This window comes from Streptomyces sp. NPDC041068 (assembly GCF_040647455.1).
Lineage (GTDB): Bacteria > Actinomycetota > Actinomycetes > Streptomycetales > Streptomycetaceae > Streptomyces.
This window is the reverse complement of sequence record NZ_JBEZCG010000001.1, coordinates 842,664-867,833: the sequence shown is the minus strand read 5'-3', so window position 1 is coordinate 867,833 and position 25,170 is coordinate 842,664. Positions and strand designations below refer to the sequence as shown.

Annotated in this window: 26 protein-coding genes; 15 read left to right on the top strand and 11 right to left on the bottom strand. The window is 70.8% G+C overall.

What is annotated here, in order from left to right; all coding sequences use genetic code 11:
- Positions 1-18 precede the first annotated feature (18 nt).
- From AB0B50_RS03360 to AB0B50_RS03350, 3 genes are all read right to left on the bottom strand, one after another.
- Positions 19-885, bottom strand: a complete 867-nt coding sequence (locus tag AB0B50_RS03360) for an endonuclease/exonuclease/phosphatase family protein (protein WP_362324727.1) — start codon at positions 883-885, stop codon at positions 19-21.
- Positions 886-954: 69 nt separating this feature from the next.
- Positions 955-1,500, bottom strand: coding sequence for a YceI family protein (locus tag AB0B50_RS03355; protein ID WP_362324724.1), 546 nt, complete (start codon positions 1,498-1,500; stop codon positions 955-957).
- A gap of 179 nt (positions 1,501-1,679) precedes the next feature.
- Positions 1,680-2,153, bottom strand: coding sequence for a carboxymuconolactone decarboxylase family protein (locus tag AB0B50_RS03350; protein ID WP_362324720.1), 474 nt, complete (start codon positions 2,151-2,153; stop codon positions 1,680-1,682).
- A gap of 248 nt (positions 2,154-2,401) precedes the next feature.
- On the opposite strand from AB0B50_RS03350, the gene sigJ reads away from it, so the two are divergent.
- Complete coding sequence (sigJ, locus tag AB0B50_RS03345) at positions 2,402-3,334, top strand: RNA polymerase sigma factor SigJ (protein WP_362324717.1); 933 nt, start codon at positions 2,402-2,404, stop codon at positions 3,332-3,334.
- A 33-nt stretch (positions 3,335-3,367) separates the two neighbouring features.
- Here the strand turns inward: sigJ and AB0B50_RS03340 are convergent, their stop codons facing one another.
- The 3 genes from AB0B50_RS03340 to AB0B50_RS03330 form a co-directional block, all read right to left on the bottom strand.
- A complete protein-coding gene (locus AB0B50_RS03340) occupies positions 3,368-4,267 on the bottom strand; it encodes a virginiamycin B lyase (protein ID WP_362325077.1) in 900 nt (299 codons plus the stop codon).
- Positions 4,268-4,281: 14 nt separating this feature from the next.
- Positions 4,282-4,938, bottom strand: coding sequence for a CatB-related O-acetyltransferase (locus AB0B50_RS03335; RefSeq protein ID WP_362324716.1), 657 nt, complete (start codon positions 4,936-4,938; stop codon positions 4,282-4,284).
- Positions 4,939-5,025: 87 nt separating this feature from the next.
- Complete coding sequence (locus tag AB0B50_RS03330) at positions 5,026-5,640, bottom strand: helix-turn-helix domain-containing protein (RefSeq protein ID WP_362324713.1); 615 nt, start codon at positions 5,638-5,640, stop codon at positions 5,026-5,028.
- A gap of 191 nt (positions 5,641-5,831) precedes the next feature.
- On the opposite strand from AB0B50_RS03330, the gene AB0B50_RS03325 reads away from it, so the two are divergent.
- From AB0B50_RS03325 to AB0B50_RS03315, 3 genes are all read left to right on the top strand, one after another.
- The gene (locus AB0B50_RS03325) at positions 5,832-7,016 is read left to right on the top strand and encodes an NAD(P)/FAD-dependent oxidoreductase (protein ID WP_362324710.1); all 1,185 of its coding nucleotides are present in this window, start codon (positions 5,832-5,834) and stop codon (positions 7,014-7,016) included.
- A 51-nt stretch (positions 7,017-7,067) separates the two neighbouring features.
- Positions 7,068-7,382 (top strand): hypothetical protein, encoded by a 315-nt coding sequence (locus AB0B50_RS03320; RefSeq protein ID WP_362324707.1) that lies wholly within the window; start codon positions 7,068-7,070, stop codon positions 7,380-7,382.
- Positions 7,383-7,476: 94 nt separating this feature from the next.
- Positions 7,477-8,022, top strand: coding sequence for an FABP family protein (locus tag AB0B50_RS03315; RefSeq protein WP_362324705.1), 546 nt, complete (start codon positions 7,477-7,479; stop codon positions 8,020-8,022).
- Positions 8,023-8,047: 25 nt separating this feature from the next.
- Here the strand turns inward: AB0B50_RS03315 and AB0B50_RS03310 are convergent, their stop codons facing one another.
- Both AB0B50_RS03310 and AB0B50_RS03305 read right to left on the bottom strand, forming a co-directional pair.
- Positions 8,048-8,644, bottom strand: a complete 597-nt coding sequence (locus AB0B50_RS03310) for a disulfide bond formation protein B (protein ID WP_362324702.1) — start codon at positions 8,642-8,644, stop codon at positions 8,048-8,050.
- 16 nt (positions 8,645-8,660) lie between these two features.
- Positions 8,661-8,819, bottom strand: coding sequence for a DUF5993 family protein (locus AB0B50_RS03305; protein ID WP_362324699.1), 159 nt, complete (start codon positions 8,817-8,819; stop codon positions 8,661-8,663).
- A 208-nt stretch (positions 8,820-9,027) separates the two neighbouring features.
- On the opposite strand from AB0B50_RS03305, the gene AB0B50_RS03300 reads away from it, so the two are divergent.
- Together AB0B50_RS03300 and AB0B50_RS03295 are read left to right on the top strand one after the other, a co-directional pair.
- On the top strand, positions 9,028-9,960 hold the full coding sequence (locus tag AB0B50_RS03300; RefSeq protein WP_362324697.1) for an NAD(P)-dependent oxidoreductase: 933 nt from the start codon (positions 9,028-9,030) through the stop codon (positions 9,958-9,960).
- Positions 9,957-10,910: an RNA polymerase sigma-70 factor gene (locus AB0B50_RS03295; protein ID WP_362324694.1), complete on the top strand. Its 954-nt coding sequence runs from the start codon at positions 9,957-9,959 to the stop codon at positions 10,908-10,910. The genes AB0B50_RS03300 and AB0B50_RS03295 overlap by 4 nt, the downstream gene beginning before the upstream one ends.
- 305 nt (positions 10,911-11,215) lie before the next feature.
- On the opposite strand, the gene AB0B50_RS03290 is transcribed toward AB0B50_RS03295, so the two are convergent.
- Positions 11,216-11,722, bottom strand: a complete 507-nt coding sequence (locus AB0B50_RS03290; RefSeq protein ID WP_362325074.1) for a MarR family transcriptional regulator — start codon at positions 11,720-11,722, stop codon at positions 11,216-11,218.
- Between the two features lie 159 nt (positions 11,723-11,881).
- Here AB0B50_RS03290 and AB0B50_RS03285 point away from each other — a divergent pair, with 159 nt between their 5' ends.
- From AB0B50_RS03285 to AB0B50_RS03265, 5 genes are all read left to right on the top strand, one after another.
- Positions 11,882-12,607 carry an SDR family oxidoreductase gene (locus tag AB0B50_RS03285; protein WP_362324691.1) on the top strand — a complete coding sequence of 242 codons (726 nt, stop codon included), beginning with the start codon at positions 11,882-11,884 and terminating at the stop codon, positions 12,605-12,607.
- 119 nt (positions 12,608-12,726) lie between these two features.
- Positions 12,727-12,891, top strand: coding sequence for a hypothetical protein (locus tag AB0B50_RS03280; protein ID WP_362324688.1), 165 nt, complete (start codon positions 12,727-12,729; stop codon positions 12,889-12,891).
- A 61-nt stretch (positions 12,892-12,952) separates the two neighbouring features.
- Positions 12,953-13,264 (top strand): hypothetical protein, encoded by a 312-nt coding sequence (locus tag AB0B50_RS03275; protein ID WP_362324685.1) that lies wholly within the window; start codon positions 12,953-12,955, stop codon positions 13,262-13,264.
- A gap of 31 nt (positions 13,265-13,295) precedes the next feature.
- Entirely contained in the window at positions 13,296-13,619 is a 324-nt protein-coding gene (locus AB0B50_RS03270; protein WP_362324682.1) for a hypothetical protein, read from the top strand.
- A gap of 86 nt (positions 13,620-13,705) precedes the next feature.
- Complete coding sequence (locus AB0B50_RS03265) at positions 13,706-14,521, top strand: SAM-dependent methyltransferase (RefSeq protein ID WP_362324679.1); 816 nt, start codon at positions 13,706-13,708, stop codon at positions 14,519-14,521.
- An 82-nt stretch (positions 14,522-14,603) separates the two neighbouring features.
- Here the strand turns inward: AB0B50_RS03265 and AB0B50_RS03260 are convergent, their stop codons facing one another.
- Positions 14,604-15,029: a pyridoxamine 5'-phosphate oxidase family protein gene (locus AB0B50_RS03260; RefSeq protein WP_362324676.1), complete on the bottom strand. Its 426-nt coding sequence runs from the start codon at positions 15,027-15,029 to the stop codon at positions 14,604-14,606.
- A 574-nt stretch (positions 15,030-15,603) separates the two neighbouring features.
- Here AB0B50_RS03260 and AB0B50_RS03255 point away from each other — a divergent pair.
- From AB0B50_RS03255 to AB0B50_RS03240, 4 genes are read left to right on the top strand one after another with little or no spacing between them, the layout of a single operon-like run.
- Entirely contained in the window at positions 15,604-18,900 is a 3,297-nt protein-coding gene (locus AB0B50_RS03255; protein ID WP_362324673.1) for a hypothetical protein, read from the top strand.
- Positions 18,804-19,328, top strand: coding sequence for a hypothetical protein (locus AB0B50_RS03250; RefSeq protein ID WP_362324670.1), 525 nt, complete (start codon positions 18,804-18,806; stop codon positions 19,326-19,328). Before AB0B50_RS03255 ends, AB0B50_RS03250 begins: the two co-directional genes overlap by 97 nt.
- A 2-nt stretch (positions 19,329-19,330) precedes the next feature.
- On the top strand, positions 19,331-23,461 hold the full coding sequence (locus AB0B50_RS03245; RefSeq protein ID WP_362324667.1) for a hypothetical protein: 4,131 nt from the start codon (positions 19,331-19,333) through the stop codon (positions 23,459-23,461).
- Positions 23,462-23,470: 9 nt separating this feature from the next.
- Positions 23,471-24,328 (top strand): hypothetical protein, encoded by an 858-nt coding sequence (locus tag AB0B50_RS03240; protein WP_362324664.1) that lies wholly within the window; start codon positions 23,471-23,473, stop codon positions 24,326-24,328.
- A 6-nt stretch (positions 24,329-24,334) separates the two neighbouring features.
- Here the strand turns inward: AB0B50_RS03240 and AB0B50_RS03235 are convergent, their stop codons facing one another.
- Positions 24,335-25,132: an alpha/beta hydrolase gene (locus AB0B50_RS03235; protein ID WP_362324661.1), complete on the bottom strand. Its 798-nt coding sequence runs from the start codon at positions 25,130-25,132 to the stop codon at positions 24,335-24,337.
- Between the last annotated feature and the right edge of the window lie 38 nt (positions 25,133-25,170).

Genomic DNA, 25,170 nt, shown 5'->3' with positions numbered 1-25,170 from the left:
TCTTCGGCCCTGTCGGGCCTAAGCGGAACCCCTTCCGTCTCCCTCGGCAGGCGCGAGCAACCCCACCTCCAGGTCGGCCACGACGCCGAAGTGATCACTCGCCCAGACGCCGTCGACCGGCTTGTCGAAGGCGAGTTCGGCCGCGCGGATGCGGGCGAAGGCCTTCGGGTGGGCGTGCGGTGAACCGACGAAGACGTAGTCGAGGCGGCGGCGGTGGCCGGGCTGGCGGACCAGGCCTTCGATGTCCTCGGTCGCGTTGGGGTTGTCGGCGGACCAGGTGTGGCCCGGACCGGAGCCCGCGACCTCCCATGCGTCGTGGAAGTGCGCGCTGCGCCCCGAGAGCGACTGCCGGCCGGTCAGATACCGGATGCTCGCCGCGTCGGGCCCCGCGTTGAAATCGCCGGCCATGACCGTGGGCAGGACCGTCCTGTGCCGGGCGTCCAGGTCGCTCAGGGCGAGGACTTGGCGCTCCCGCTGCGCTTCCATGTCGAGCCGGAAGGACGTGGTCGACGCGATGAACAGCACGTCGTCGAGATCAGGCAGCGGCACCAGCGCCGCCAGGGTGAGCCAGGGGAGGTCCGGCGCGTCCGTTGCGCGCTGGTCGAGGACCTCGGTGACGCGGTGCGGCCACCGCGTCGCGATAGCCGTCCCGCCGTACCGGTCCGCGTGGGGCGGTTGGCGCGCGGCCGTCTGCGACTGGTGGGTGCCGTGCAGCCCCGTCCCCTCGATCAGGGCGGGCAGTTGGTGCGGCAGGACCTCCTGCAAGGCGACGAGGTCCGGGGCGAGCCGCCGCAGTTCGGCGTTGACGAGCGCCGTGCGGGCGGCGGCGTCTCCCCGGATGTTCCATACGTTCAGTGTCACGACGCGCAGGCGCGAATTCGTCATCGCAAGGCTTCTGTTCTCGTCTCTCACCGTTGTCAGGACGTGGTCGTCAGGGGCTTGGGGGCTCGGTCGTCAGGGTTTGCGGGTCAAGGTGACGTCGAGCTCCAGCAGCACCTTGGGGCCGACCATGAGCGCGGTCGCGGCGTTCCAATTGACGTGCCAGTCCTGGCGGTTGACCACGGCCCCGCCCTTGAACCCGACGCTCACCCCACCCTGCGGGTCCTCCTCGGCGCGGGTCAACTCCACGTCCAGCGTGATCGGTCTGCCCACGCCGCGGACGGTCAGGTCGCCGGTGACCTTGAAGGACGTCTCGCCGACCTGCTCGACCGAGGCCGTGGCGAAGGTGAGGGCAGGGTGGTTGTCCGCGTCCAGGAACTTGCCACGCAGCATGTCGTCGCGCTGCGGGTTGCCGGTGCGGATGCTCGCCGTACGGAGGCTGAGCAGGGCGCCGGACTTCGACGGGTCGTCGCCGTCCAGGTGCACGCTGCCCTCGAACTCGTCGAACCGGCCGGACACTTTCGTGCCCATCGTGTGCCGGGCGACGAGCCCGATCCGGGTGCGGGCGGTGTCGATGACGTAGTCGCCCGTCAGTTCGCCGAGCTTGATCATGGTTGCCATGCCTGGTCACTCCTGGAAGGAAAGCACTGACTGAAGGGAAGCGCTGGAGGAAAAGCTGGAGGAAAGCGCTGGAGGAAAGCACCGAAGGTGTCACGGCGGCGTCGGCCGGGGCCCCGAACCCCGGTACCGGGGCCCCGGCCGACGCCGCTTCGGTCACGCCCCGTCCCAGGGGCCCGTCCTCAGCCGAACTGGCCGGGCTGGTAGTCGCCCGCGGGCTTCTGGACGATGACGTTGATGCGGTTGAGCGCGTTGATGAGGGCGATGGTCGACACCAGGGCGGCGAGCTGGTCCTCGTCGTAGTGCTTGGCCGCGTTGGCCCACACCTCGTCGGGGACGCCGCCGGCCGCGTCGGCGATGCGGGTGCCCTGCTCCGCCAGTTCAAGCGCGGCCCGCTCGGCGTCCGTGAACACCGTGGCCTCCCGCCAGGCCGCGACCAGATGGAGGCGCTGAGCACTCTCCCCCTCGTGCGCGGCGTCCTTGGTGTGCATGTCGACGCAGTACCCGCAGCCGTTGATCTGGCTGGCACGCAGCACGACCAGTTGCTGCGTCGGTCCCGGCAGCGTCGACTCCAGGACCGGCCTGCTCACCGAGACGAGGTGCTTCATGGCCTTGGCGCCGACCGGGTTCGCCATGAAGTCGAAACGGGCGTCCATAGTGATCTCCTTTGTGTACGGGGCGTGTTCGTGCGCGACCGTCTTCGTGCGCGATGGTCTTCGTACGGGATCGCTTTCGTACGGATTCGCTTTCGTACGGGATCGCGTTCGTCCCAGCAGTACGACGGGACAGCCCCGCAGAATGTGAGGTCAGCGCGTCGCCTCACATTTCGCGGAGCTGTGTCGTCGTACGAGTGACGTCCCGTCGTACGACTGACGACAGATCCGGCCAAGGGAGCAGCGACACCATGAGGACATCGACCGAGCCAGGAGAGGGCCCGCTCGATCCGGGCCTTGACGCGATCATGAGCGAGCGGCGTCAGCTCCTCAATCTCGCGTACCGCCTCCTCGGCTCCCTGGCCGACGCCGAGGACGTCGTGCAAGAGGCCTACACACGCTGGTACGCGATGTCGGCGAAGCAGCAGGAGGCCATCGCTTCGCCCGGCGGCTGGCTGATGAAGGTCGCCAGCCGCATCTGCCTGGACCAGCTCCGCTCCGCGCGGGTCCGGCGCGAGAACTACGTGGGCGAATGGATCCCCGAGCCGCTGCCGGACCGGACGGAGTGGATCGACGTGCGGCCGAGCGGCAGTACGGCCGACCCTGCCGACCGTGTCACGCTCGACGAGTCGATCAACATGGCGTTCCTCGTCGTGCTCGAATCGATGACGCCCGCCGAGCGCGTGGCGTTCATCCTGCACGACGTCTTCCGCTACTCCTTCGCCGAGGTGGCCGACATCGTGGGCCGGACCCCGGCGGCGTGCCGCCAGTTGGCCTCCTCGGCCCGCCGCCGCATCCCCGCGTCGCACGGTTCACCGACTCCGGCGGACCGGCGCGCCGCCATCGTCAGGGACTTCAAGCAGGCCTGGGAGGCGAAGGACATCGAAGCCCTCATCGGCCTCCTCGACCCGGACGCCACGGGCATCGCCGACACCGGCGGCCTGGTCAACGCGGCGGCCCCCACCGCGGGCAGCGAGCACATCGCGCGGCACCTGATCGGCATCCTGGGCATGGCCCCCGACCTGACGCTCCTGGAGCGCACGGTCAACGGCCAGCCCGGCCTCGTCGTCCAACAGGGCAGCGTCACCGTGACGGTCATGGCGTTCGACATCGCGGACGACCGGATCACGCGCTGCTGGGCGGTACGGAACCCGGAGAAGCTGGGGCCTTGGAGGACACGCTGACCTCCCCCGGCGCCGCCGCGAGAGGTCAGATGATCAACTGCCGCTCCGCACCGGGGAGATGCGAGCGAGGGCGCCGATCTCCAGAGCGGCCCACAGCGCGCCGTCGGGACCGAGAGCGATGCCGTGCGGTTCCGACTCGGGGGTGGGCAGGTCGTGTACGGCGATGGAGCCGTCGGGCGTGATGGATCCGATGCGGTTCGCGCCCCACTCGGTGAACCACGCCGTGCCGCTGTCGTCCACGGTGACGGCGTGCGGGCGAGCGGCACGATCCGGCAGCGGGAACTCGGTGACCTCCCCGTCGGGGGTGATCCGCCCGATCTGCCCCGCGGCGATCTCGACGAACCACAGGGCACCGTCGCGAGCCGCGGCGATGCCCACCGGCGCGGCGTTCTCCGTAGGCAGCGGGTGCAGGGTGACCGTGCCGTCCATGCCGATCCGGCCGATGGCGTTGGCCTGGTTGAGGGTGAACCACATGCCGCCGTCGCCCCCGGCGGTGATCGCGGAGGGGAACGCGCCGGAGACCGGCAGCGCGAACTCCGTGACGTCGCCGTCGGAGGTGATGCGCCCGATGCGGTCGGCGGTGGTCTCGGTGAACCAGAGCGCGCCGTCCGGCCCTTCCGCTATGCCGAACGGCCCGCAGTCGGGGGTCGGCAGCGCGAACTCGTCGACGACACCGTCGGTGGTGATCCGCCCGATCCGGTGCGCCTGGTACTCGGTGAACCACAGGGCACCGTCGGGCCCGGGGACGATCACGGTCGGCCCGCTGCCGGGATCGAGCGCGTGGCTCGTCGCCTCACCACCCGGCACCAGCCTGCCGATCCGGCCGCCGTGGACGAGCGTGAACCACAGGGCGCCGTCCGGGCCGGTGGTCAGGGCGTACGGACCGGCCTTGCCGTCGGACACGGCGTACTCGTCGATGGACACCTCGGCCATGGGGCTCGCCTCGCTCACTGCGCTTCCTCTCCACCGCGCTCGGCGGCGATGCGTTCGATGTCGGCCGGGGTGCCGGTCATGATGGTGCGCGCGTGTTCGGTGACCAGCTCGCTCGGCCAGTCCCACCACGCGGCCTTCTGGAGCCGTTCGACGTCGGCGTCTTCGTACCGCTGCCGGATCGGCCTCGCCGGGTTGCCGCCGACGATCGTGTACGGCGGAACATCCGCGGTGACCAGGGCACCGGCCGCGATGATCGCGCCGTCGCCGATGCGCACCCCGGGCATGACGGTGGCCTGGCGTCCGAACCAGACGTCGTTGCCGACGACGGTGTCGCCGCGGCTGGGCATGGAGGTGACGACGTCGAGCGTCTGCTCGGCCCAGCGTCCGCCGAACATGGTGAACGGGTACGTGGACACACCCATGGTCGGATGCTCCGCGCCCGCCATCAGGAAGCAGGTGCCGGTGGCGATCGCGCAGTACTTGCCGATGATCAGGCGCTCCGGCCCATAGGCGTACAGCACGTTCTGACGCTCGAACTCCGTCGCACCCGCGGGGTCGTCGTAGTACGTGTACTCGCCGACCACGATCTGGGGTGAGGTGACCAGCGGTTTGAGGAACACCACACGGTCGTGCGCCGGCAGTGGATGAACAACGGTGGGATCAGGTGCCAAGGCAAGCTCCTTGCAGGGGTTTCCAGTCAGAGGAAGTTCGGCCAGAGGGAGCCCGGCCAGAGGGAGCCCGGTCAGAGGAAGCTCCGCTCAAAGGGAGTCCCAGCCCTTCTCCAGCAGCTCGAAGGCGCGCGTGAGGGCCCGGCGGGGATCGTCGTGACCACCCGCGGCGCGCGGTGCCTCGAGCGCGAAGTGGGCCAGCGCGGCGCAGGCGGGATCGTCCGCGGGCAGGCCGCGCTCCTCGGCGATGACCTGGGCCAGGGCCGAGGCGTGGCGCAGCCACATGCCCTGCACGTAATCGCGCAGCGCGGGGGTGTTGTTCACCAGGTCGAAGAAGGCGGTGAAGCGGGGGTCGCCGTCCGCGGCCGCCATGCGGTGGCGGAGCGCGTGCTCGCACAGCGCCGCGGGGACGGACTGCCCCTCGGGCCGTTCGCGCACGGCGGCGAGCAGGCGGGCCTCGTCATCGTCGTCCTCGTCGAAGACCAGGGCTTCCTTGACCGGGAAGTGCTTGAACAGCGTGGTGGTGGAGACGTCCGCGGCGTCCGCGATCTCCCGGATGCCCACGTCGTCGTACCCACGCTCCAGGAACAGACGCAGTGCCGCATCGGCGATGGCCCGGCGGGTGGCGGCCTTCTTGCGCTCGCGGCGCCCCACCGGCGCCGACGGAGCACCGGCGCGGGAGGCGTGGGTGTCGGATTCGGTCATGCCAAGGAGCGTACCCCCTGGGTTGTCCAACTTCAAAAGTTTAGTCGTTGCACTTATTGAGTTGGTGTGCTCTTCTGGAACGGCGGCCGTGAAGCACGCCCCGGCCCCGCCGCTCCTCGTCGAGCCGCTCCCCCAGCACCCGACACCACGCCCGCACGGCACCGCTGTGCGCACACGTACGGAGATCCACCATGACCATGACCACTCCCACGGCCACGGCCACGACCGCCGCCGCACCCCGCATCGCCGTCATCGGCGCCGGACCCGGCGGCCTGATCTGCGCCCGCGTCCTGCAACGGCACGGCATCGCCGCCTCCGTCACCGTCTACGACATGGATCCCACCCGCACCGCCCGTGACCAGGGCGGCACCCTCGACATGCACCCCGGCTCCGGCCAATCCGCCCTGCGCGCGGCCGGGTTGCTGGAGGACTTCCTCGCCCTGTCGCGCCCCGAGGGCCAGCAGATACGGCTGGTCGGCCGCGACGGCCGGACCCTGTTCGACGCCGCTCCGCCCGAGTCCGACGCCACCGAGGGCAACCCCGAGATCGACCGGGGCCAACTGCGCGACCTCCTCCTGGATTCCCTCGCGCCCGGCACCGTGCGGTGGGACAGCAAACTGACCCGCGCCGACCCGCTCCCCACCGGCACGCACCGCCTGCACTTCGCCGACGGCACGACGGCCGAAGCCGACCTCGTCGTCGGAGCCGACGGCGCCTGGTCCAGGGTCCGCCCCCTGGTGTCCGACGCGAAGCCCCTCTACACCGGTGTCACGTTCGTCGAGACCGGCCTGGACGACGCCGACACCCGCCACCCGCACCTCGCCCGGCTCACCGGCGACGGCACAATGATGGCGCTCGACGACAACCAGGGCTTCGTCGCCCAGCGCAACAGCGGCGGACACATCCGGATCTACGTAGGCATGCGTGTAGACGAGGACTGGCACCGGCAGGCCGGACTCGACCTCACCGACACCGCCGCCGTACGCGACGCCCTCCTGGCCCGGTTCACCGGCTGGAGCCCGGATCTGCTGAGGCTGATCACCGACTCCGACACGGGCTGCGCCAACCGCCCCTTGTACGCCCTTCCCGTCCCCCACACCTGGCCGCACACCCCCGGCGTCACCCTCCTCGGCGACGCCGCCCACCTCATGTCCCCGATCTCGGGAATGGGCGCCAACCTCGCCATGCTGGACGGCGCCGACCTCGCCCAGGCCCTCATCACCAACGCCACGATCGACCAAGCCATCACGGAGTACGAGAAGATCCTGCTTCCCCGCTCCGTCGAGGCCGCCGAGGGAGCGGCCGAAGGCATCGCCGGCGCCTTCTCCCCCGACAGCGCCACCGAGACCCTCGCCCACATGACCGCCCGTCACTGAGGGACTCGGCAGCAGTGTTGTCAGTGGCATCTGGTGGGATGGCGGAACCTCGTGCCGCCGACGCCGAACCGCCGGGAGGCCGTCTTGATGATGCCCGCCTACCCGTCCCTGACCCATGCGTTGGCCCAGGCCCTGGTCGACGTTCTCCGGTGCGTCGAGAGCTGCGAGGACGAGCAGATGGATCCGGACGACGCCGTCAAGGTGCTCGAGGGCGTCGCCCATCTGGTGACGCGGCTGTCGAGCGAGCAGCAGGGCGAGTTCCTCGATCTGCTGGGGACGATGACCGAGGCCGGGACGGACCCCGCCCGGCGTGAATTCCTGGAAGGGTTTCCCGAAGGCTTCGGACTCGTCGAGGAGTCGGACTGATCGGACCGGGCGGACGGCGGCCTAGGCTTCCGTCCGGCACCGGTGTCCGCGCCGGTGCCGAGACCGGCCCCACCCCGACCCAGGAGCTCACACCGTGTCCAGCCCCGCACCGCAGCAGTACCCCTTCCCCGACAGCCACAGGCCGGACCAGGCACCCGCGCCGCACGCGCTCCTCACCCCCGTGCTCGGACTCCTCGGGACCTGGCGCGGCACGGGACGCGGCGAATACCCGACCGTCGAGGACGACTTCACGTACGCGCAGGAAGTCACCTTCACCCACGACGGGCGGCCCTTCCTGCACTACGAAGCCCGCGCCTGGCTGCTCGACGCCGACGGAACTCCCCTGCGCCCCTCGGCCCGTGAGAGCGGCTGGTGGCGGCTGCAGCCCGACGGCCGGGTGGAGGCGCTGATCACCCAGCCCACCGGCATCACGGAGATCGCCGTCGGCCATGCCGCCGAAGGCACCGTCGACCTCCCCACCGATCAGGTGGCCCTCACCCCGACCGCCAAGACGGTCGACGCCACCCGCCGCCGCTACACCCTGACCGACGACGGCGCCCTCACCTTCGAGCACGACCTCGCGGCCGTCGGCCAGCCGCTGCAGCACCACCTGACCGCGCACCTGCGACGCCAGGCATAGGCAGGACCTACCAGCAGGACGCAGCTCAGGCGAAGAGCTCGTACCGCAGCGGATCGTCGGGGAGGGTGAAGTTGAAGCCCTCTTCGGCGAAGGTCAGCACGGTGATGACGGCCGCGATGACAAGCAGCAGCCACACCACCGCCTTGGACGCGACGCCGTACGCGACACCCTTCGGCATGAGGACCGGCGCGAAGACGAAGCTCAGCGCGCAGAAGACGATGACGACGAGGAACGTCACCAACGCCCAGGTGTACATGTGCAGTCCGAGCACCGCGGGCCCGTACCCCTCGGGGTGGGTGAGGTGCAGCATGACCTGGCGCGCGGACATCGCCATGCCCGCGACGGCGCCGACGGTGGCCAGGCCGTAGCCGGTCATGTAGTCGACCGTGCTGATCTCTCCCGAGCGGGAGCGGACGACGACGTACGCGGCTCCCGCGGCGCACAGCAGCATCGCCATCCGCTGGACCACGCACAGGGGGCACGGCATGTCCCCGGCGAAGATCTGGAAGCCGAGGCTGGTGAGCAGGATCGCGCAGTACGCGAGCACGAAGGCGTGCGCGAGGAGGAAGCCGACGCGGTTGCCGAGGGGTGCGGGTGCGGGGGTGGTCGAAGGGGTGCTCATGGCGTGACGCTCCCGGTCAGTAGTAGTAGCCGAGTGAATCGGTCACGTGGTGGTTGAACATCAGCAGGGCGGCGACCGTGGAGGCCAGCAGCAGACCGATGACCCATCGGCGGGGCTTGTCCCAGGCCACGGCGCACAGTGCGGTGAGGATGAGAAGGAAGATCAGGGTGTCCACGGCCGCAGGCTAGGACCGCCCTCCGACCCCGCCGGGACGGCTCGCGTGCCCTGTGCCGGCCGGTCACTCCGCCGGGGCAACACGCGCCACGTCACAGAAGCCGGGGCTATCTCGTCTATCGATCGAGAGAGGGACATCGAGAGACGGACATCGAGCACGGACGTCGCGTGACTCGAGTGACGGTTCAGGAATCCGGAAGGTGATCGGCATGCGGGTGTTCGTGGCAGGCGGGACCGGGGTCCTCGGGCGGCGGCTTGTGCCGCAGCTCCTGGCCAGGGGCCACCGGGTGACGGCCACGACGACGAGCTCCGCCAAGGTGGCATCGCTGGAGCGGCTCGGCGCGGACGGCGTCGTGATGGACGGGCTCGACGCCGTGTCGGTCGGTCATGCGGTGGCCAGGGCGCGGCCGGACACGATCGTGCACCAGATGACGGCGATCTCCGTGGCGCACGCGGGCAAGCCCGACCTGAAGCACATCGACCGCTGGTTCGCCACCACGATCCGGCTGCGCACCGAGGGGACGGACCATCTGCTGGCCGCCGCCGAGGCCACCGGGGTGCCCCACGTCGTCGCGCAGAGCTACGCCTCGTGGAACGGCATCCGCCGGGGCGGCTGGGTCAAGACGGAGGAGGACCCGCTGGACCCGAAGACGGACACGGTCGTGCGCCCTGGTGCCGAGGCGATCCGCCACGTCGAGGACATGGTCCTCAAGGCCGGAGGGGCAGCCCTTCGCTACGGCGGCCTGTACGGCCCCGGTGCCACCGACGACCAGGTCGAGCTCGTGCGCAAGCGGAAGTTCCCACTGGTCGGGAGCGGTGCGGGACACAGTTCGTGGGTGCATCTGGACGACGCGGCGCGCGCCACGGTCCTGGCCGTGGAGCAGCGGGCGCGGGGCGTGTTCAACATCGTCGACGACGAACCGGCCCCGGCCAACGAGTGGTTGCCGTGGCTCGCGACGTGCGCCGGGGCCAAGTCGCCGATGCGGGTGCCCAAGTGGCTCGCCCGCCTGGTGGCGGGCGACGTGGCGGTGACGATGATGACCGAGGGCCGCGGCTTCTCCAACGCCAAGGCCAAACGGGAGCTCGGCTGGGAGCTGCGCTACCCGTCGTGGCGGCAGGGCTTCGAGGAGGACCTGGCATGACGCGGGCCGAGGAGTTCGAGGAGCTGCGGCCCCTGCTGTTCTCGATCGCCTACCGTCTCCTCGCCGGCGTGAGCGAGGCGGAGGACGCCGTCCAGGAGACCTGGCTGCGCTGGGAGGCCTCGCCGACAGAGCCCTCGTCGCCCAAGGCCTTCCTCTCGGCGGTGGTCACCCGGATCTCGATCGACGTGCTGCGCTCGGCCCGCGTACGACGGGAGAGCTACGTCGGACAGTGGCTGCCCGAACCGCTGTTGACGGACCCGTACCAGGACCCGGAGCGCTCGGCGGAGCTGTCCGACTCCTTGTCGTTGGCGGCCCTGCTCCTGCTCGAACGGCTGACCCCGCTGGAGCGTGCGGTCTTCGTGCTGCATGAGGTGTTCGGGTTCGCCTTCCCCGAGGTCGCGGCGGCCGTGGGGCGCTCGGGCGCGGCCTGCCGTCAGATCGCCGTACGGGCACGTCGCCACATGGACGAGGGGCGGCCCCGGTTCGAGGCGGACCGCAAGGAGCGCGAGATCCTCGCAGGGCGGTTCTTCGACGCCTTCAGGGAGGGGGACGTCGACGGGCTGCGGGAGCTGCTCGCCGCCGACGTCTCCCTGGTCGGCGACGGCGGAGGCAAGGCACCGCAGCGGGCCCACCCCGTGGTCGGAGCCGAGAACGTGGCGCGGACGCTCGCCGCGATGGCCGTGCCGTTCGTCCGGATCGGCGGCTCGCTGGAGCCGCACGAGGTGAACGGCCAGCCGGGCGCGGTCTGCCGTGACCGGGACGGGAAGGTCGTCAACACCCTGGCGCTGGACATCCTCGACGGACAGGTCCTGACGATCCGCTCGGTGCTCAACCCCGACAAGCTCGGGCACGTGGGCCCGGTGGCGGACATCTGGGCGCTGGCCCGCGAGGCGCAGGCAGCGGCGCAGGAGGCACGGGCTGCTTCAGCGGAGGAATCCGCCCGTCATTAGGGTTCCTCGCATGGTGGACGGGAACAACTGCGCGGCCGGTGCCATCGCTTCGGCGGCCGGGAGCATCGCCTCAGCGGCCGACGGCATCGACTGGGCTTCTCTGGCGCACGCCTACGGGTCGGCCGAGGACGTGCCAAGGCTGCTGCGGGCGGCGGGTTCGACGGACGCGCAGGTGCGGGACGAGGCCGTCGACGAGCTGTTCTCCTCTCTCTGTCACCAGGGTTCGCTCTACTCGGCGACGGTCACGGCCGTCCCCTTCATCGCCCGGCTCGCTCCCGACCACAGCGCCGGGTTCCAGCCCGCTTTCAGCTCTCGCCCACCTGCGTCATCCGGTCGTCTCCGAGGCGGTGCTGGACGTCGTCGAGCAGGACACCGAGCAGTTCGGTCAACCGACTCTGCTGGTCAGAAGTGAGTCCACTGACCAAGTCGACCTCCCTGCCGAGGACTTGATCCACCGTCGCCTCGACGAGGGTGTGGCCCGCCTCGGTCAGGGTGACCAGGACGGTGCGGGGCCTGCCCTCTCCGGGACGACGGGTGACCAGGCCTTCGCGTTCGGCGCGGGCCACGCGCTGGGAGACGGCGCCCGCCGTGACCATGGAGCGCCGGCCGAGTTCGCGCGTGCTCAAGGTGTACGGGGTGCCGCTGCGACGCAGCACGCTGAGCAGGTCGAGGGTCGCGGCGTCCACCCCGGCGCGGGCGAGGACCCGCCGTCGGTCGTCACCGAAGAGCTTGGCCAGTTGCCAGATCGGCGTGACGATCCCGATCGACGTGGCCGGTGTGCCGGGTCGCTCGCGCTCCCAGGCGGCCACGATGTCCTGCGCGCGGTGCGCGGCCGGCGCCCCGGACCCGCCGTCTTCGAACTCGCCCTCGTCACGCCCGGATCGAGGGTCGGGGTCTCTTGCCACAGTCTCTCCAGATGGATACGTTTAGCTCTAAATTTAGACCTCAACGGAATATTCGGAGCTCAGCTTATGACACGCACCATCCTGATCACCGGTGGCGGCACGGGCATCGGCCGCGCGGCCGCCCGGCACTTCGCCGAGGACGGCGGGGCCGTGATCGTCACCGGCCGCCGCCCCGAACCGCTCGACAGGCTGGCGGAGGAGATCGGCGTACGCGCCCTGGTGTGCGACCACACCAAGCCGGAGGCGCTCACCAAGCTGCTCTCAAAACTGCCGGAGCGCATCGACGTCCTGGTGAACAACGCGGGCGGGAACACCGACTTCGACACCGCCGGGCCGACGGACCTCGCCTCCTACGCGCAGGCCTTCCGCGCCAACCTGGACGCGAACCTCGTCGGCGCGGCACTGACCACGAGGGCCCTGGACGAGCGGCTCGCGGAGGGCGGAGCCGTCGTGCACGTCGGGTCGATCGCCGCCGCCCTGGGCTCCGGATCCGGGGCGTACGGCGCCGCCAAGGCCGGGCTCCACGTCTGGAACCTCGACCTCGCTCGCGCGCTGGGCCCGCGTGGCATCACCGCCAACGTCGTCGCACCCGGCTACATCGCCGACACCGAGTTCTTCCGGAACCACCTGGCCGACGAGCGGCGCGAGCAGCTCGTGGCGGACACCTCGACGGGCCGCGCAGGATCGCCCGAGGACGTCGCGGGCACGATCGCCTTCCTCGCGTCGCCCGCGGCACGGCACATCACCGGCCAGGTGCTGCACGTCAACGGAGGCGCACACACGACGCATTGAGCCCACGGCAGGGGCGGTCCGCGCCCCCTGCCCGGCGAGCCTCCGGGTACCCGCCTGAACCGTCGTGCCCCTCGAAGTGCTCATGCCCCCTAAGATCCGGCTCTTGAGATGCCGCCGCCATGTTTGTGGTGGCCGCTCCGCTGATGCCCGCCGGGTATCCGGCCGGGGCTCCCCGGCCGTCCTTGTCGTCCTTGCCGGTCGAGGGCGGCGCGGTGCTGCGCCCGTGGCTGTTGCGGGACGCCGCTGCCGTCGTGAAGGCGTTCCAGGACCCGGACCTTTGCTGATGGCTGGCACGACATGCATCTCCACACACGCGTCCGATAGCGGCACGGTACTCTCCGGCGTGTGACGAGCGGTGGCGATCGTGAGGCCCAGGTGAACCGGCTGTGGGGTGCCGTTTGCGCCTTCAACGGGATCTTCCTTCTCCTGTGGGCGCTCTCCTGGGTCCATGCGAGCATCGACAATGAGGACCTGCACAATCGCTGCGCAGATCTGCACACGTCCCGCTTCCCCTTCGAGAAATCGTGCACGTATGAGGACGGAACCGTCGCGGGCGCGAACAGCGAGCTCTTCGAAGGGGTCTTCTTCGGGTCGATGGCTGCCGGAGTGGTGAGCCTGGGTGCCGCGTTCGTGATCGAGGGCGTCCGGAGGAAGTAGTCCAGGGCCCGCACCCCGTAGGGCTGTTGTCGTGGGCTCAGAAGAAGCGGGACACGCGTCCGCCCTTCGGGTCTCGACCCTGCTCTGCTGGGACTCCGTCACGGACGAGGACCTCGACGACCCGTCCGACGGGCCGGGCGTCGTCGATGTGGCGCTCGACGACGACGAGATCAACCGCGGCGCCGACAGGGACTCCAACGCCCGCTGCCAGAAGGCACTGGCACGCCTCGCCCGTCGCGGCCGCCCTGCGCGTGGAGTGCCTCAAGAGCGTGGCCGTCCTCATGGCCGAGTGACTTCGGCATGCCCGAGTGACTTCGGCATGGCCGAGCGGCTCCGTATCCCCATCCCCGAGTGAGGTGAACTGGTGTGCGCAGCATTACTGTTGGGGCCTAAATTGTGCGCTGAACAGCTCTACGCCTCGGTGAAAGACGGACCCCCCTCATGACCGACCACGCCACGACGCCGGACCCCTCGGCGCAGCAGAAGATCGACACATCGGTGCCGCACTCGGCCCGGATCTGGAACTACTGGCTGGGCGGGAAGGACAACTACCCCGTGGACGAGGCGGCCGGTGACGCGTACAGCGCGGTCTTCCCCGGCATCGTCACCGTCGCCCGCAGCAGCCGTGCCTTCCTGCGCCGCAACATCACCCACCTGATCACCGAGGCGGGCATCCGCCAGTTCCTGGACATCGGGACCGGCCTGCCGACCGTGGACAACACCCACGAGGTCGCCCAACGGCTCGCCCCGCAGGCCAAGATCGTCTACGTCGACCACGACCCCATGGTCCTCACGCACGCGCGGGCCCTGCTCACGTCCACCCCCGAGGGGGCGACCGCCTACGTCGACGCCGATCTCTCCGACCCCGACCGCATCCTGGCGGCCGCCGCCGAGACGCTGGACCTCAGCCGTCCCACCGCGTTGATCCTCAGCAACATCCTGGGGCACATCGCCGACTACGACCGGGCGCGCGCCATCGTGACCCGGCTGATGGACGGACTGCCGTCCGGCAGCTACCTCTCGGTCAACGACGGCTCACGAGGCACCGACGCCGGCTACGAACAGGCCCAGGACACCTACAACGAGTCCGGCGCCGTCCCCTACTTCCTACGCCCCGTCGACCAGATCGCGGCGTTCTTCGACGGCCTGGAACTCCTGGACCCCGGGGGCGTCTCGGTGCCCTTCTGGCGCCCCGAGCCCGGCTCCCCCGCCGCGGAGCCCATCGGCGAACACGGCGGTCTCGCCCGCAAGCCGTGACCTTCCGACGGGCGAGACCGGTCGCCCTCTCGCCCGTCGGCGCGTCACTCCTGTCACCCGTCGACGCGCCCGCGCCGACGGGTCAGACCGTGCCGAGGTCCGACGCGTACCAGTGCTCGGGCCGCAGGTAGTACACGGCGTGCTCGCCGTGCTCCTTGGCGGCGAACTCCACGTATCCGTCGACCTTGTCGGCCGGCAGATAGCGCGCCGAGATCTCCCGCAGCTTCTCCAAGGTCCCGTCCTCGGTGCGGACCACGGGGCCCTCCACGGACACGTATCGAATGGTCGGCTCCAGGCGGTCCACCATCAGCGAGAACCGTCCGGCGGCCTCGATCAGCCGACCCTTCTTGGAGTGGCGGCCGGTCAGCACCCACAGCTCGCCGCCCGGGGTGTACTGGTACCAGATCGGCAGCGTGAGCGGGCCGCGTCCCTCGCCCGCGTCCACGGCAAGTGCTCCGATGTGCGGTTCGGCCAGGAACAGTTCACGCTCTTCCACGCTGAGGGCCATGCGAATCTCCTTCTGCGACACGTGCGGTCACGTGCGGTGCGGGACGCGCGACGCGGGACCGGCGATGCGGCTGATCGGCGACGCCACCTGACGTGACCCTCAACCCGCCCTCCCACGGCGGATATTCCTCGCGCGGCCGCCTGCCGTCCGCCGCGTGATCCATTCACTCCTTCGAGTGGCAAAGGGGAGGCCGTCGGAGAGTCTCCGGGACAGTTCGAGACCCTGGGCAGGAGTCATTGTGCGCGCAGGGGGCGCCGAGGGCAGAGGGCAGGGGGGCAGTCATGGGGAAAGCGGTCGCCTTGAGCGACGGGAATCCGTTGATACGTGACGCCTTCGGCGCCCGACGCCGGGCCCTGCCCGCGCGTCTCCTTTCGTCGCGGCTCTGAGGCCGCACACGTCCGAGGCTCGGTGCCACGCACTTCGGGACAGTCCGTTCGCGTCCGTTCGCCGCCACGCCTCGTGCCGACAGCCGCGGAGATCCACCGCTGATTCCGCTGCCGCCGTCGCTTCCGTGTCGGTCGAGGGACGGATCCACGCTCCGAGAGTTTCCTGACCCGCTCGACGGGAGAGACCCATGGCCGCGTCCCCATCGCCCGAGCCGTACCGGCTGCTGCGGGCGACCGATCTGCTGGACCTGCACTTCGCCTTCCTGGGGCTGCGCCTGGAGCGCCCCCTGCTCGGCCCACGACGGCTGGTGCGCAAGGACCCCGCCCAACCTGCCTTCCTCGTGGTCACTTTCGGCCCGCAGCACGTCGCCGAACAGGCCTTCTTCGAAGTGAGCCCCGGTCTGCCGGCCCCGGGAACACCGGCCGCGGGCGCCGCGCCCGCCGGCAGCGAGCCGCACAAACCGCCCCCGGTCGCGTCCCGCGTCGGCGGCCGCAGCCTCCTGGTGTTCGCCGTCGCCGCCGAAGACATCATCGAGTACACCGAGTCCGGCCTGCTCACAGCCATGCGGACCCTTCCGCTCCGGGTGGTGGACGCCGCTCGGGAACCCGCGTCGGCGGCCCGGCTCACCCAGGCCATGGGCGGCCCCTCCTCCCCCGGCTCCTCCCCCGACGTGTTCCAGGCGCTGCGCCTGGCCCGCACGACGGCGGTCCTGGCCGCGCGGCACGGAGCACACGGGCCTGTGGCCGCGGGGCTGCTGCGCGCCACGTCCGCACCGGGCGCCTCCGAGGCCGAAGCCACACACGCCAGTGCCGCCCCCGGCCCGGAGAACCCCCTGGCCGACGCCGCCGACCCCCGCACCGCCATCGAACTGCCCTACCGCCTGCTCCTCTCCCCTCCCCGGACGGCCACTTGGACGCACAGCACCGCGCTGCCCGACCCGGACGACCGGATCGAGCTCTGGCACACCCGGATGCCCGCGGGTCCGGCCCGCGCGGTGTGGACCCGCGATCCCGGCTTCGACCCGGCCGACCCGCACCCTCTGCCCGCGGGCGGCGGCGAGTTCACCATGGCCCTGGACCCCAAGGACCGGTCCTCGGTGGTGCACCTGAGCTCGAACCCCAATCTGCCGGACGGCTTCACGCCAACGCCGATCGACGTCGACCACCTCGTGCTGTCCGCCATGGGCGGCTGGCTCGACTCCTTCGGCCGCTGGGACCGTCCCCCGACCGGCTTCGACATCACGCAGTGGCGCCACCGCGCCGCTCTGGGCCGCGATCACTACGTACGCGTGATGTACCGAGGCAGGCTCTGGCCGTTCGGGCACCTGGCCGATCTGGTCAAGGTCACCGAGCGCAAGTTCGACCACGGCCGCCCGGACAACGCCGCCTATCTCAACCAGCGGTTCTTCATCATGGTGCGCGAACCGGTGCGCGCCTATGGCGCCCCGGAGGACAACGACGACCAGAAGCGGCTGCGCCGGCTCTTCCCCTTCACCAGCGTCCGGCTGCTCACCCTGGTCACGCCGGATCTGGAGCAGCCGGTGACGATCCCGGGGCTTTCGGCGATCGGCGGCCAGCCCGACGAGAAGCTCGCCTTCTTTCCGGTGTCCGCCACCGAGGATCCGTTCCAGTTCCAGGTGAGCATGGTCGATCTCGACGGACGCCTCCTGGAGTTCCGTACGCCGATGGCCTTCGTGGGCAAGCTGGTGCACGAGAACAAGGCCGACGTGCGAGCCATCGTCGAGTACTACCGCACGCTCGTCCCCGAACCGACCCCGCAGCCGCCGGACCTCGGCAGTCCGAATGTCAGGCGGGCCGTCGCGGACGTACGCGGCCAGTCCATCGCCTACGCCCCGAGCCGCAAGCCCGGCGACACGTCGCTCTCCACCGGGCAGCTGGTCTGGGGCGCCGTGACCACCGAGGCCATCCTCGGCCTGGACCCCACCGATCACCCCCGGTTCCTGCCGACGGTGCGCTGGGCGCGGGCCGTGATCCCCGCGCTCTGCCAGTTCGGCAGCGGCTTCGGCGGTGATCAGCCGCAGTCGGTGTTCTATCCCGAGCCGTATGTGCGGGACGCCTTCACCGAGGCGAACAAGGGGCAGGTCTTCGTCGAACTGGCCGCGCCCTTCGATCTGACCTTCCGGGGCGGCGGCCAGAGTGCCGGAGCGCTCGCCCAGCCGAACTTCCCGGTCGCCGGTCTCTCCCGGCTCACCGGGCCGGTCGCCGCCACCCCGGCCAGCGCGCTCACCGGCCGAGCGGGCGGCGACGCCGACGACAAGTGGGCCAAGCTCGCCCGGGGCAGGTTCAACCCCCTGGACTACTTCGGCGAGTTGGCCGGGGCGAAGCTGTTCGGGATGTTCCCGCTCACCGAGATCCTGAGCGAGATCGGCCTCGACAACCTCAAGGCCCCGAACTTCTTCACCGCGACGGTCGACGCCGTCACGGGATTCCTCGGCGACCTGCGGGGACTGCGCGATCTGCTCGCCTCCGTGGAGGAACAGTTCCCGGAGACGGTGGACCTGGTCATCCGCGCGACCGACGCGGCGGCGGTCTTCGCGCAGACCCTGGTCGACTACATCACCAGCCAGCTGGAGGGCTCGCCGGACCTCACCACCATCGAAGAGGTCGACAACGCCTTCAGGGCCTTCTCCGACGCCCTGACCGCGCTGCGCCTCGGCCTGCCCGCCGCGGTGGACGCCGGAGTGCGGCAGTTGCTCACCCGGATCGCGGAGCTGTCCGCCACCTGGGAGAGCACCGCCGGACAGGCGCTCGCGCTGAAGAAGGCGGTCGAACTCGCCGCCCTCGGAGCCAAGTTGCCTGACGTCGTCAACTCCCGCCTGCAGTGGCAGCCCGACATCAAGGCCTGGACACCGGGCGAGCCGACGCCGACCGACCCGGAGCACGCCGTGTTCTGGCCGATCGGCAAGCTGACGCTGGTCACCGACCTGCGCGGATCGCTGCGCCCGGACGTCAGCCAGGCCGCGGACGTCACCTGCACCCTGGGCAAGTTCGACCTGCGCATGGTCCCGGGCTTCGACGCGGTCGTGCTGCACTTCGACGAGATCCGCTTCACCATGCGCGCCGGGCAGAAACCGGACGTGGCGGTGAAGTTCGGCGGCGTCGACTTCGTCGGCAACCTCGACTTCGTCCAGACCCTGCGCAACATCATCCCGCTCGACGGATTCAGCGACCCCCCGGCGATCACGGTCGACGGCTCCGGCATCCACGCGAACTACTCCATGAGTTGCCGAACGCGGCGGTCGGCGTCTTCAGCCTGGAGAACCTCTCGCTCAACGCCGCGCTGTCGGTCCCGTTCATCGGCGACACCCCGCTGCAGGCCGGATTCGCCTTCTGCCGCAGGGAGGCACCCTTCCGCCTCACGGTGTCGATGCTGGGCGGCGGGGGCTACTTCGGGATCGTCCTCAACCCCCGGCAGATCGCCGTCCTGGACGCCGCCATCGAGTTCGGGGCCGCCGTGTCGATGAACTTCGGCGTGGCCAGCGGAAGTCTGTCGGTGATGGCCGGCATCTACTTCCGGCTGGACCTGGCCCAGGACAGCGTCACGCTCGTCGGTTATCTGCGGGCGCGCGGCGAGGTCGACGTCCTCGGCATCGTCTCCGCCTCCATCGAGCTCTACATGGAGCTGGGCTACAAGGACGGCTACGCCATCGGCCGGGCCAGCCTGACCATCAGCATCGAGATCGGCTTCTTCGAGACGCCGGTGACGATCCACTGCGAGAAGAAGTTCGCCGGCAGCGGGGCCCGCTCCGCCGCGTTCGCCGCGGGCGAGGAGCCCCCGGCCATCGCCCCGCCCTCGTTCGTCGACCTCATGTCGCCGTACGACGATCCGGTGACCGGCGCCCGCATCGACCCGGTCTTCGACTACTGCACGGCCTTCGCGGAGGTGGACTGACCATGGACGGCATCCGATGGACCGTGCTTCCCGACGGCGTCGTCGACGCGGGCACCGTGCGCGTGTCCGTGCTCGTCAGCCCCAGCCTGACCGGGATCGGCACGCTCGGGCAGTCCGCGTACTTCGCCCGCTGGCCCGAGCGGCTCGCCGCGCTGCTGCCCGCGCTCTGGCTGCGGTTCGACGGCCCGCAGGGCCCTCTCGCCAAGGAGCTTCGGCCGACGGGCCGCTACCCTGCCGCCGATCTCACCCTGTGGCGGACCCTGTTCGACGACAGCACCTTCGTCCGGCCGCAGACACCGCCGACGGCCTTCGGGGCACAGGAGCGGCGCACCCTGCGCTCCTACCCGGGCAAGCTGGTGCACGACGAGGTGACGGGGCTGTACGAGGCGGTCGCGGTGTACACGACCGAGAGCAGGCTGCGTACCGAATGGGCCCGTGAGGAGCGGCTGTTGTGCGAGGAGCCGCCCACCGACCACCGCGGCTGGGAGCTGCCCGCGCTGTTCCGGGTGACGGACATGCTCTCCGAGCGGGTGCTCGAACTCGGCCGGAACGTGCAGGCCGGTTACGAGATCCTGGAGGACGCCCTCAACCCCCGCGGGGTCGCCGCGGCCGACGAGGGCAACGAACCCCGCTGCATGAACCGTCGCAGCGGCGCGTACACCGGCGAGAACAAACGCCTGCTGCCGCTCGCCGAGGCCGCGCGGTTCTACGACCGGGGCGAGGCTCCCGAGACCCTCGCCGAGGAGCCACCGCACCGGATCGACTTCCACGAGGCCTGCGGTCTGCTGGGTGACTATCCGGAGCTGCAGCGCAGGTTCGGGCTCGTCCTCGACCTGAGCTTCGCGATGCCCGCCGGAGTGGCCGACGGATCGAAGGTGCGCGTCCACTTCGACGACCGCATCCCCGAGGCGGAGACACTGAACGCCCCGGGCAGCTGCCCCTGGACGAAGGTCCGGTACACGCCGGGCAGTGTCTTCGAGGCCTCCGTCGGCGACAGTACGGTCATCTCCGGGCGCATGCTCGACCTCGCCGACCCCGAGATCTGGCACCTCACCGAGCTCGACGTGGACGGCGCCGCCCTCAAACACGTCGACTACGCCCGCACGATCGACACCCTGAGCAACGGAAACCTGCCCTCGGGCACCGAGTCGGTGGCCCACCTGGTGTCGGGCACCGGCACACCGGCGGCCCGCGGGGCAGGGATCACGCTCCTGCACAGCGACCACGACCGACATCTGGCCGGGCGCATCGGCGCCGACGTGGATCGTCAAGTAACGCCCGCTGAAGCGGAGTTGACCGCCATCGACCTGCTGCGCGGCTACCGCGTGGACATCGGCGTCGTCGACCCGGCCACCGGCCGCGTCACGCAGTGGCGGTCGGTGCTGCGCCGCCGCGGCCGCTACACCGTGCGCAGGCCGGGCCGGCAGCCCGTCGAGATCCAGGTCCGCCCCGACGAGGGCCTGGTGCGGGCCAGCGCGGTCACCACCGACGCCGCCGACGACCGCCAGCTGTACGGGCACCAGGCCGTGCTGAGCTGGCACGGCTGGAGCCTCGCGGCGCCTCGGCCGGGACGCACCATCGGCCTGGCGGACCAGCCGGAGGCGCCCGCACCGCCGGTGTCGCCGGACGTGCCCCTGGACACCAAGTTCACCGCGGAGCCCGGCTCGCTGCCCGCGCTGCGCTACGGCCGGACCTACCGGATGCGGGCGAGGACCGTTGACCTGGCAGGCAACGGCCTCGACCACACGGCGAGCACTCCGGGCGCCGTCCACTCCGAACCGATCACCTACGGCCGCTGGGAGCCGGTGCCCCAGCCGGTGGTGGTACCGCTCCTGCCGTTCAACGAAGGCGAGTCCACCGAGCGCCTGGTCATCCGCAGCACCGTCACCGACGACGGCCGGTCGATCTCCACCGACGAGTACGCCCTGCGGCGCTCGGACGTCCCCGACCACGGCGCCCGCTCGGAGGTCGACGGTCTCGACCGGCGCTACAAACCGATCGCGGAGCGGCACGTGGCGCCGCCGAAGACCGCCCTGCAGATGGCCGAGGAGCACGGCGTGTTCGACGCCGCCTTCGGCGCGGACAAGCCCGACGAGGTCCGTGAGGAGTACGTCGCCGTCGCGTCCCGCGAATCGGGTTCCTTCCTGGACACCACGGTGCGGGAACCCGAGTGGCCCTACCGCGAGCACGATCTGCTGCGGGAGGACGACATCCACGTCGCCAAGCACAACGTGCACGACCCGCTGCCGCTCACTCAGCTGCCCCTCCCCCGGCGCGGCGCCGAGCTGCGGCAGGGCGAGTTCGTGGTGCACAGCGCCGACCAGCTGCTCCTGCCCTATCTCCCGGATGTGCTTGCCGAGGGCGTGATGCTGCGTGGCCTGCCCGGCGACACGGAGAACCGCAAGATCCCCTTCCCCGGCCCGTGGCCGCAGGCCAAGCCCTTCAAGATCCGTATCAAGGAGGGCGACCAGGAGCCGCGCTGGCGCGACGGTCTCGTCGAGCGCGTCCTGGAGGTGTTCCTGACCAAGGGCCAGATCGCCCCCGTCCGCCTGAGTTGCTACGTGGATCCGGGGAAGCTGCCGCTGCTACGGCAGTGGAGTCTGCTCACCTCCTCCTCGTTCTGGGCGGACCTGCCCGCCGCGGACAAGGCGTTCGTGACGCGGGCGAGCGCCGACGGGGAGAACTGGATGCTCACGCCGTGGGTGGAACTGACGCTGGTCCACGCGGTCGAGAAGCCCGTACTGCGCCCCGCGCTGGCCGAGTTGGCGAGCGAACGCACCGCCGAGCAGACCGCCGCGCGGCTCACCGGGCAGCTGGCCGGCCACTCCGAGAGCAGCGGGCACGTCGAGCTGGACGCGCACTGGAGCGAGTGGCTGGACGACGTCACCCAGGAGGCGCCCAGCCGCATCGAGGGGCACACACACCTGGAGGACATCACCCTGGCCTATGGCGTGGACGAGGAACAGATCGCCCGCACCCACGAGTTCGGGGACACCCGGCACCGCAACGTCCGCTACACACCGACCGCCGTCACACGGTTCCGCGAGTACTTCCACCCCACGCTCACCGAGGACCGGGCCAACGTCACCCGGATCGGCCCGACCGCCGCTCCCCTGCCGGTGCCCAGTTCACGCAGGCCCGAGCCGCCGGCGGTGGCCTACACCGTCCCGACCTTCCGCCGGCGGCGTTCCGTCGACGAAGAACAGAACACCGTCACCCAGCAGCGCCGCTCCGCAGGCCTGCGCGTCTACCTCAACCGGCCGTGGTTCTCCTCGGGAGACGACGAGATGCTCGCGGTGATCCTGGATCCGGTCGGCACGACCCTGCCCGACGCCCAGGCCACCCGCTGGGGCGTGGACCCCGTCTGGGCCGACACCACGGTCCTGCCCGCCCCGAAGGCCGCACACTTCCCGAACGCGGCGAAGAGCCTGACAGGGCTGCGTCTCGCGGAGTCCCCGGATTCCGCACCGGTGTCGGTCGACGCCGTGGCCTTCGCGCCGGCGTACCACCCGGAGAGGCGCCTTTGGTACGTCGACATCGACGTGGACTTCGGGAGCACGGCCGTCGCCGGGACGTCCTACTTCCCGTACGTACGCCTCGCCCTGGCCCGCTACCAGCCGTACTCGGTCGACCCGCTGCACCTCTCGAAGGTCGAGCGCGCGGAGTTCGCACAGCTGGTCCCGCCCCGCTCGATCACCGGCCACCGCGACGGCGACCGGCTCACCCTCCGGATGACCGGCCCGGCGACGTACAACGAACTCGGTGAGCTCAGCGGCACCGGCGCGACCGCCGCGGCCGCGAGTAGGCGGGTCGCCGTGAGCCTGCAGAGCCGGGCGAACCTCCAGACCGACGAGATGGACTGGAAGCCGCTGGGCACACCGGTGGAGCTCACCTGCCGTCCGGAGGGCGGCGGATTCGCGTGGAGCGGTGGGATCGCGGCGCCGGACGGGCAGTTGCTGACGTCGTACCGCCTCCTGGTGCAGGAGTACGAGCTGTACCGCACCGACAAGGACACGGCCACGGACACGGCCACCGTGAACGGCACCGAGGTGCCCGCGGCCCGGCGTCTGGTGCATGCCGACTACTTCGGACTGAGCGTGGGTCTGCTCGGCCGGGTCGACTTCGAGCTCTAGGAGTTCACGATGTCACGACGACCGTTCGTGTACGGCCTGATGGCAATGGTCCTTGCCCTTGCGTGGTCGTCACCCGCGTCCGGCGCCCCGGCGAGCAGGCACAACGACCCGCAGCCGCACCGTGGTGGCGCCGAGTACCACGTCACTGTCAGCGGCAGGACGTACGCCTGTTCCTCGGGGTTCGCCGTGCGCAGGGTCGAGGACGGCAAGCGCGCCATGACCACCGCCGGGCACTGCCCCAGTGCCGTGTCGGGCCTGGAGACGACCTCGGGAGAGTTCCGGTTCGGCACGTTCGTCAAGGCCGTCGACAACGAAAAGGTGGATGCCGCGCTGATCAGCGGCACCCGCGTCAAACCGCAGGTGTACGCGCCGACCCTGTGGACCGACGGCGGCCCTCCCGGCACGCCGGTGGCCCGCCGGGTGCTCGGGAAGGCCGACGGGCCGGTCGTCGGCCAGTCCGTGTGTGTCAGCGGGAAGGTGACCAAGCTGGTCTGCGGCATCGAGGTGAAGTCGCTGACCGACGGCGAATCGTGCGAGGACGATCCGGTGGAGATCTGCACACGCGGTCTGGTCCGTGCGGAGAAGCCGAACGTGAACATCGTGCACGAAGGCGACTCCGGCGCCCCGGTGTTCGTCCCGATCGACACGGAGATCGACGGTCACAAGGTGTACGGCGCCATGCTCGTCGGCGGTGGCCCCACCGGCTCGGAGCCGGGTGCCCCGGAGGACATCGTGACGTTCCACTCCGTGAAGCAGGTCGAATGCGCCCTCAAGGCAAGGGTGTTGACGACCGCCGAGGCGGAGTCGGGCGACACGACTCCGCCACCGCACCGTCCGGACTGCGATCCGGCTCCCGAAGGCGGGTGAACGCTGTCAGGCCGACGGCCCCGGAGCGGCCACAGCGCGGGCGAGCGCCGTGCGGAGCAGGGCGTTGACCGCCGCGGGCCGCTCCTGGTGAGGCATGTGGCCCGCGTCCTCGATCACGTGGAGCTCGCCGTGCGGGGCCAGCGCGGCGAGCTCCCCGGAGACCTCCACGGGGATCTGGGAGTCGAGCAGGCCGTGCACGAAGAGCGCGGGCACCCGCAGCAGACCGAGCGTCTCGCGCGGGTCGTGCGACGCGGCGTCGGTCAGCAACTCGTCGATGTGCGTGCCCGATCGGTGGATCTGCCGGATCGTCTCCGCGGCAAGGTCCGGGTCCGCGTCGGGGCCGAACCACTCGGGGACCCATCCCGCCAGGGTGGCCGCGCGGTCGGTGGCGAGGCTCGTGCGCATGGCACGCAGCGTGTCGGCCATGCCGAGGGTCGGCCAGTGGCCCGAGCCGTCGACGGAGACCACTCCCGCCACGCGGTCCGGTGCCTGGATCGCCGCCTCCAGGGCGTAGGCCGCCCCGATGGAACTGCCCACCAACAGGGCCCCGTCCAGGGCCAGTACGTCCATCAGCGCGAGGATGTCCGCGACGTTGGCCGCCAGGGTGTTACCGGTGGCCGGACGGTCGCTGCGGCCGCACCCGCGCCAGTCCACGGTCACGACGCGGTGGTCCGTCTCCAGGTCGGCGACCTGGGCGTCCCACGCCCGACCGCTGGTGCCCCAGCCGTGCAGGAACAGCACGGGCGCCCCGGTCCCTCCGTCGGTGTGGAACAGCCGGATCCCGTTCACGGTGGCGTGCGGCATGGTGGATCTCCTCGTCTCCTTCGTGCCGCCGCTGTGAT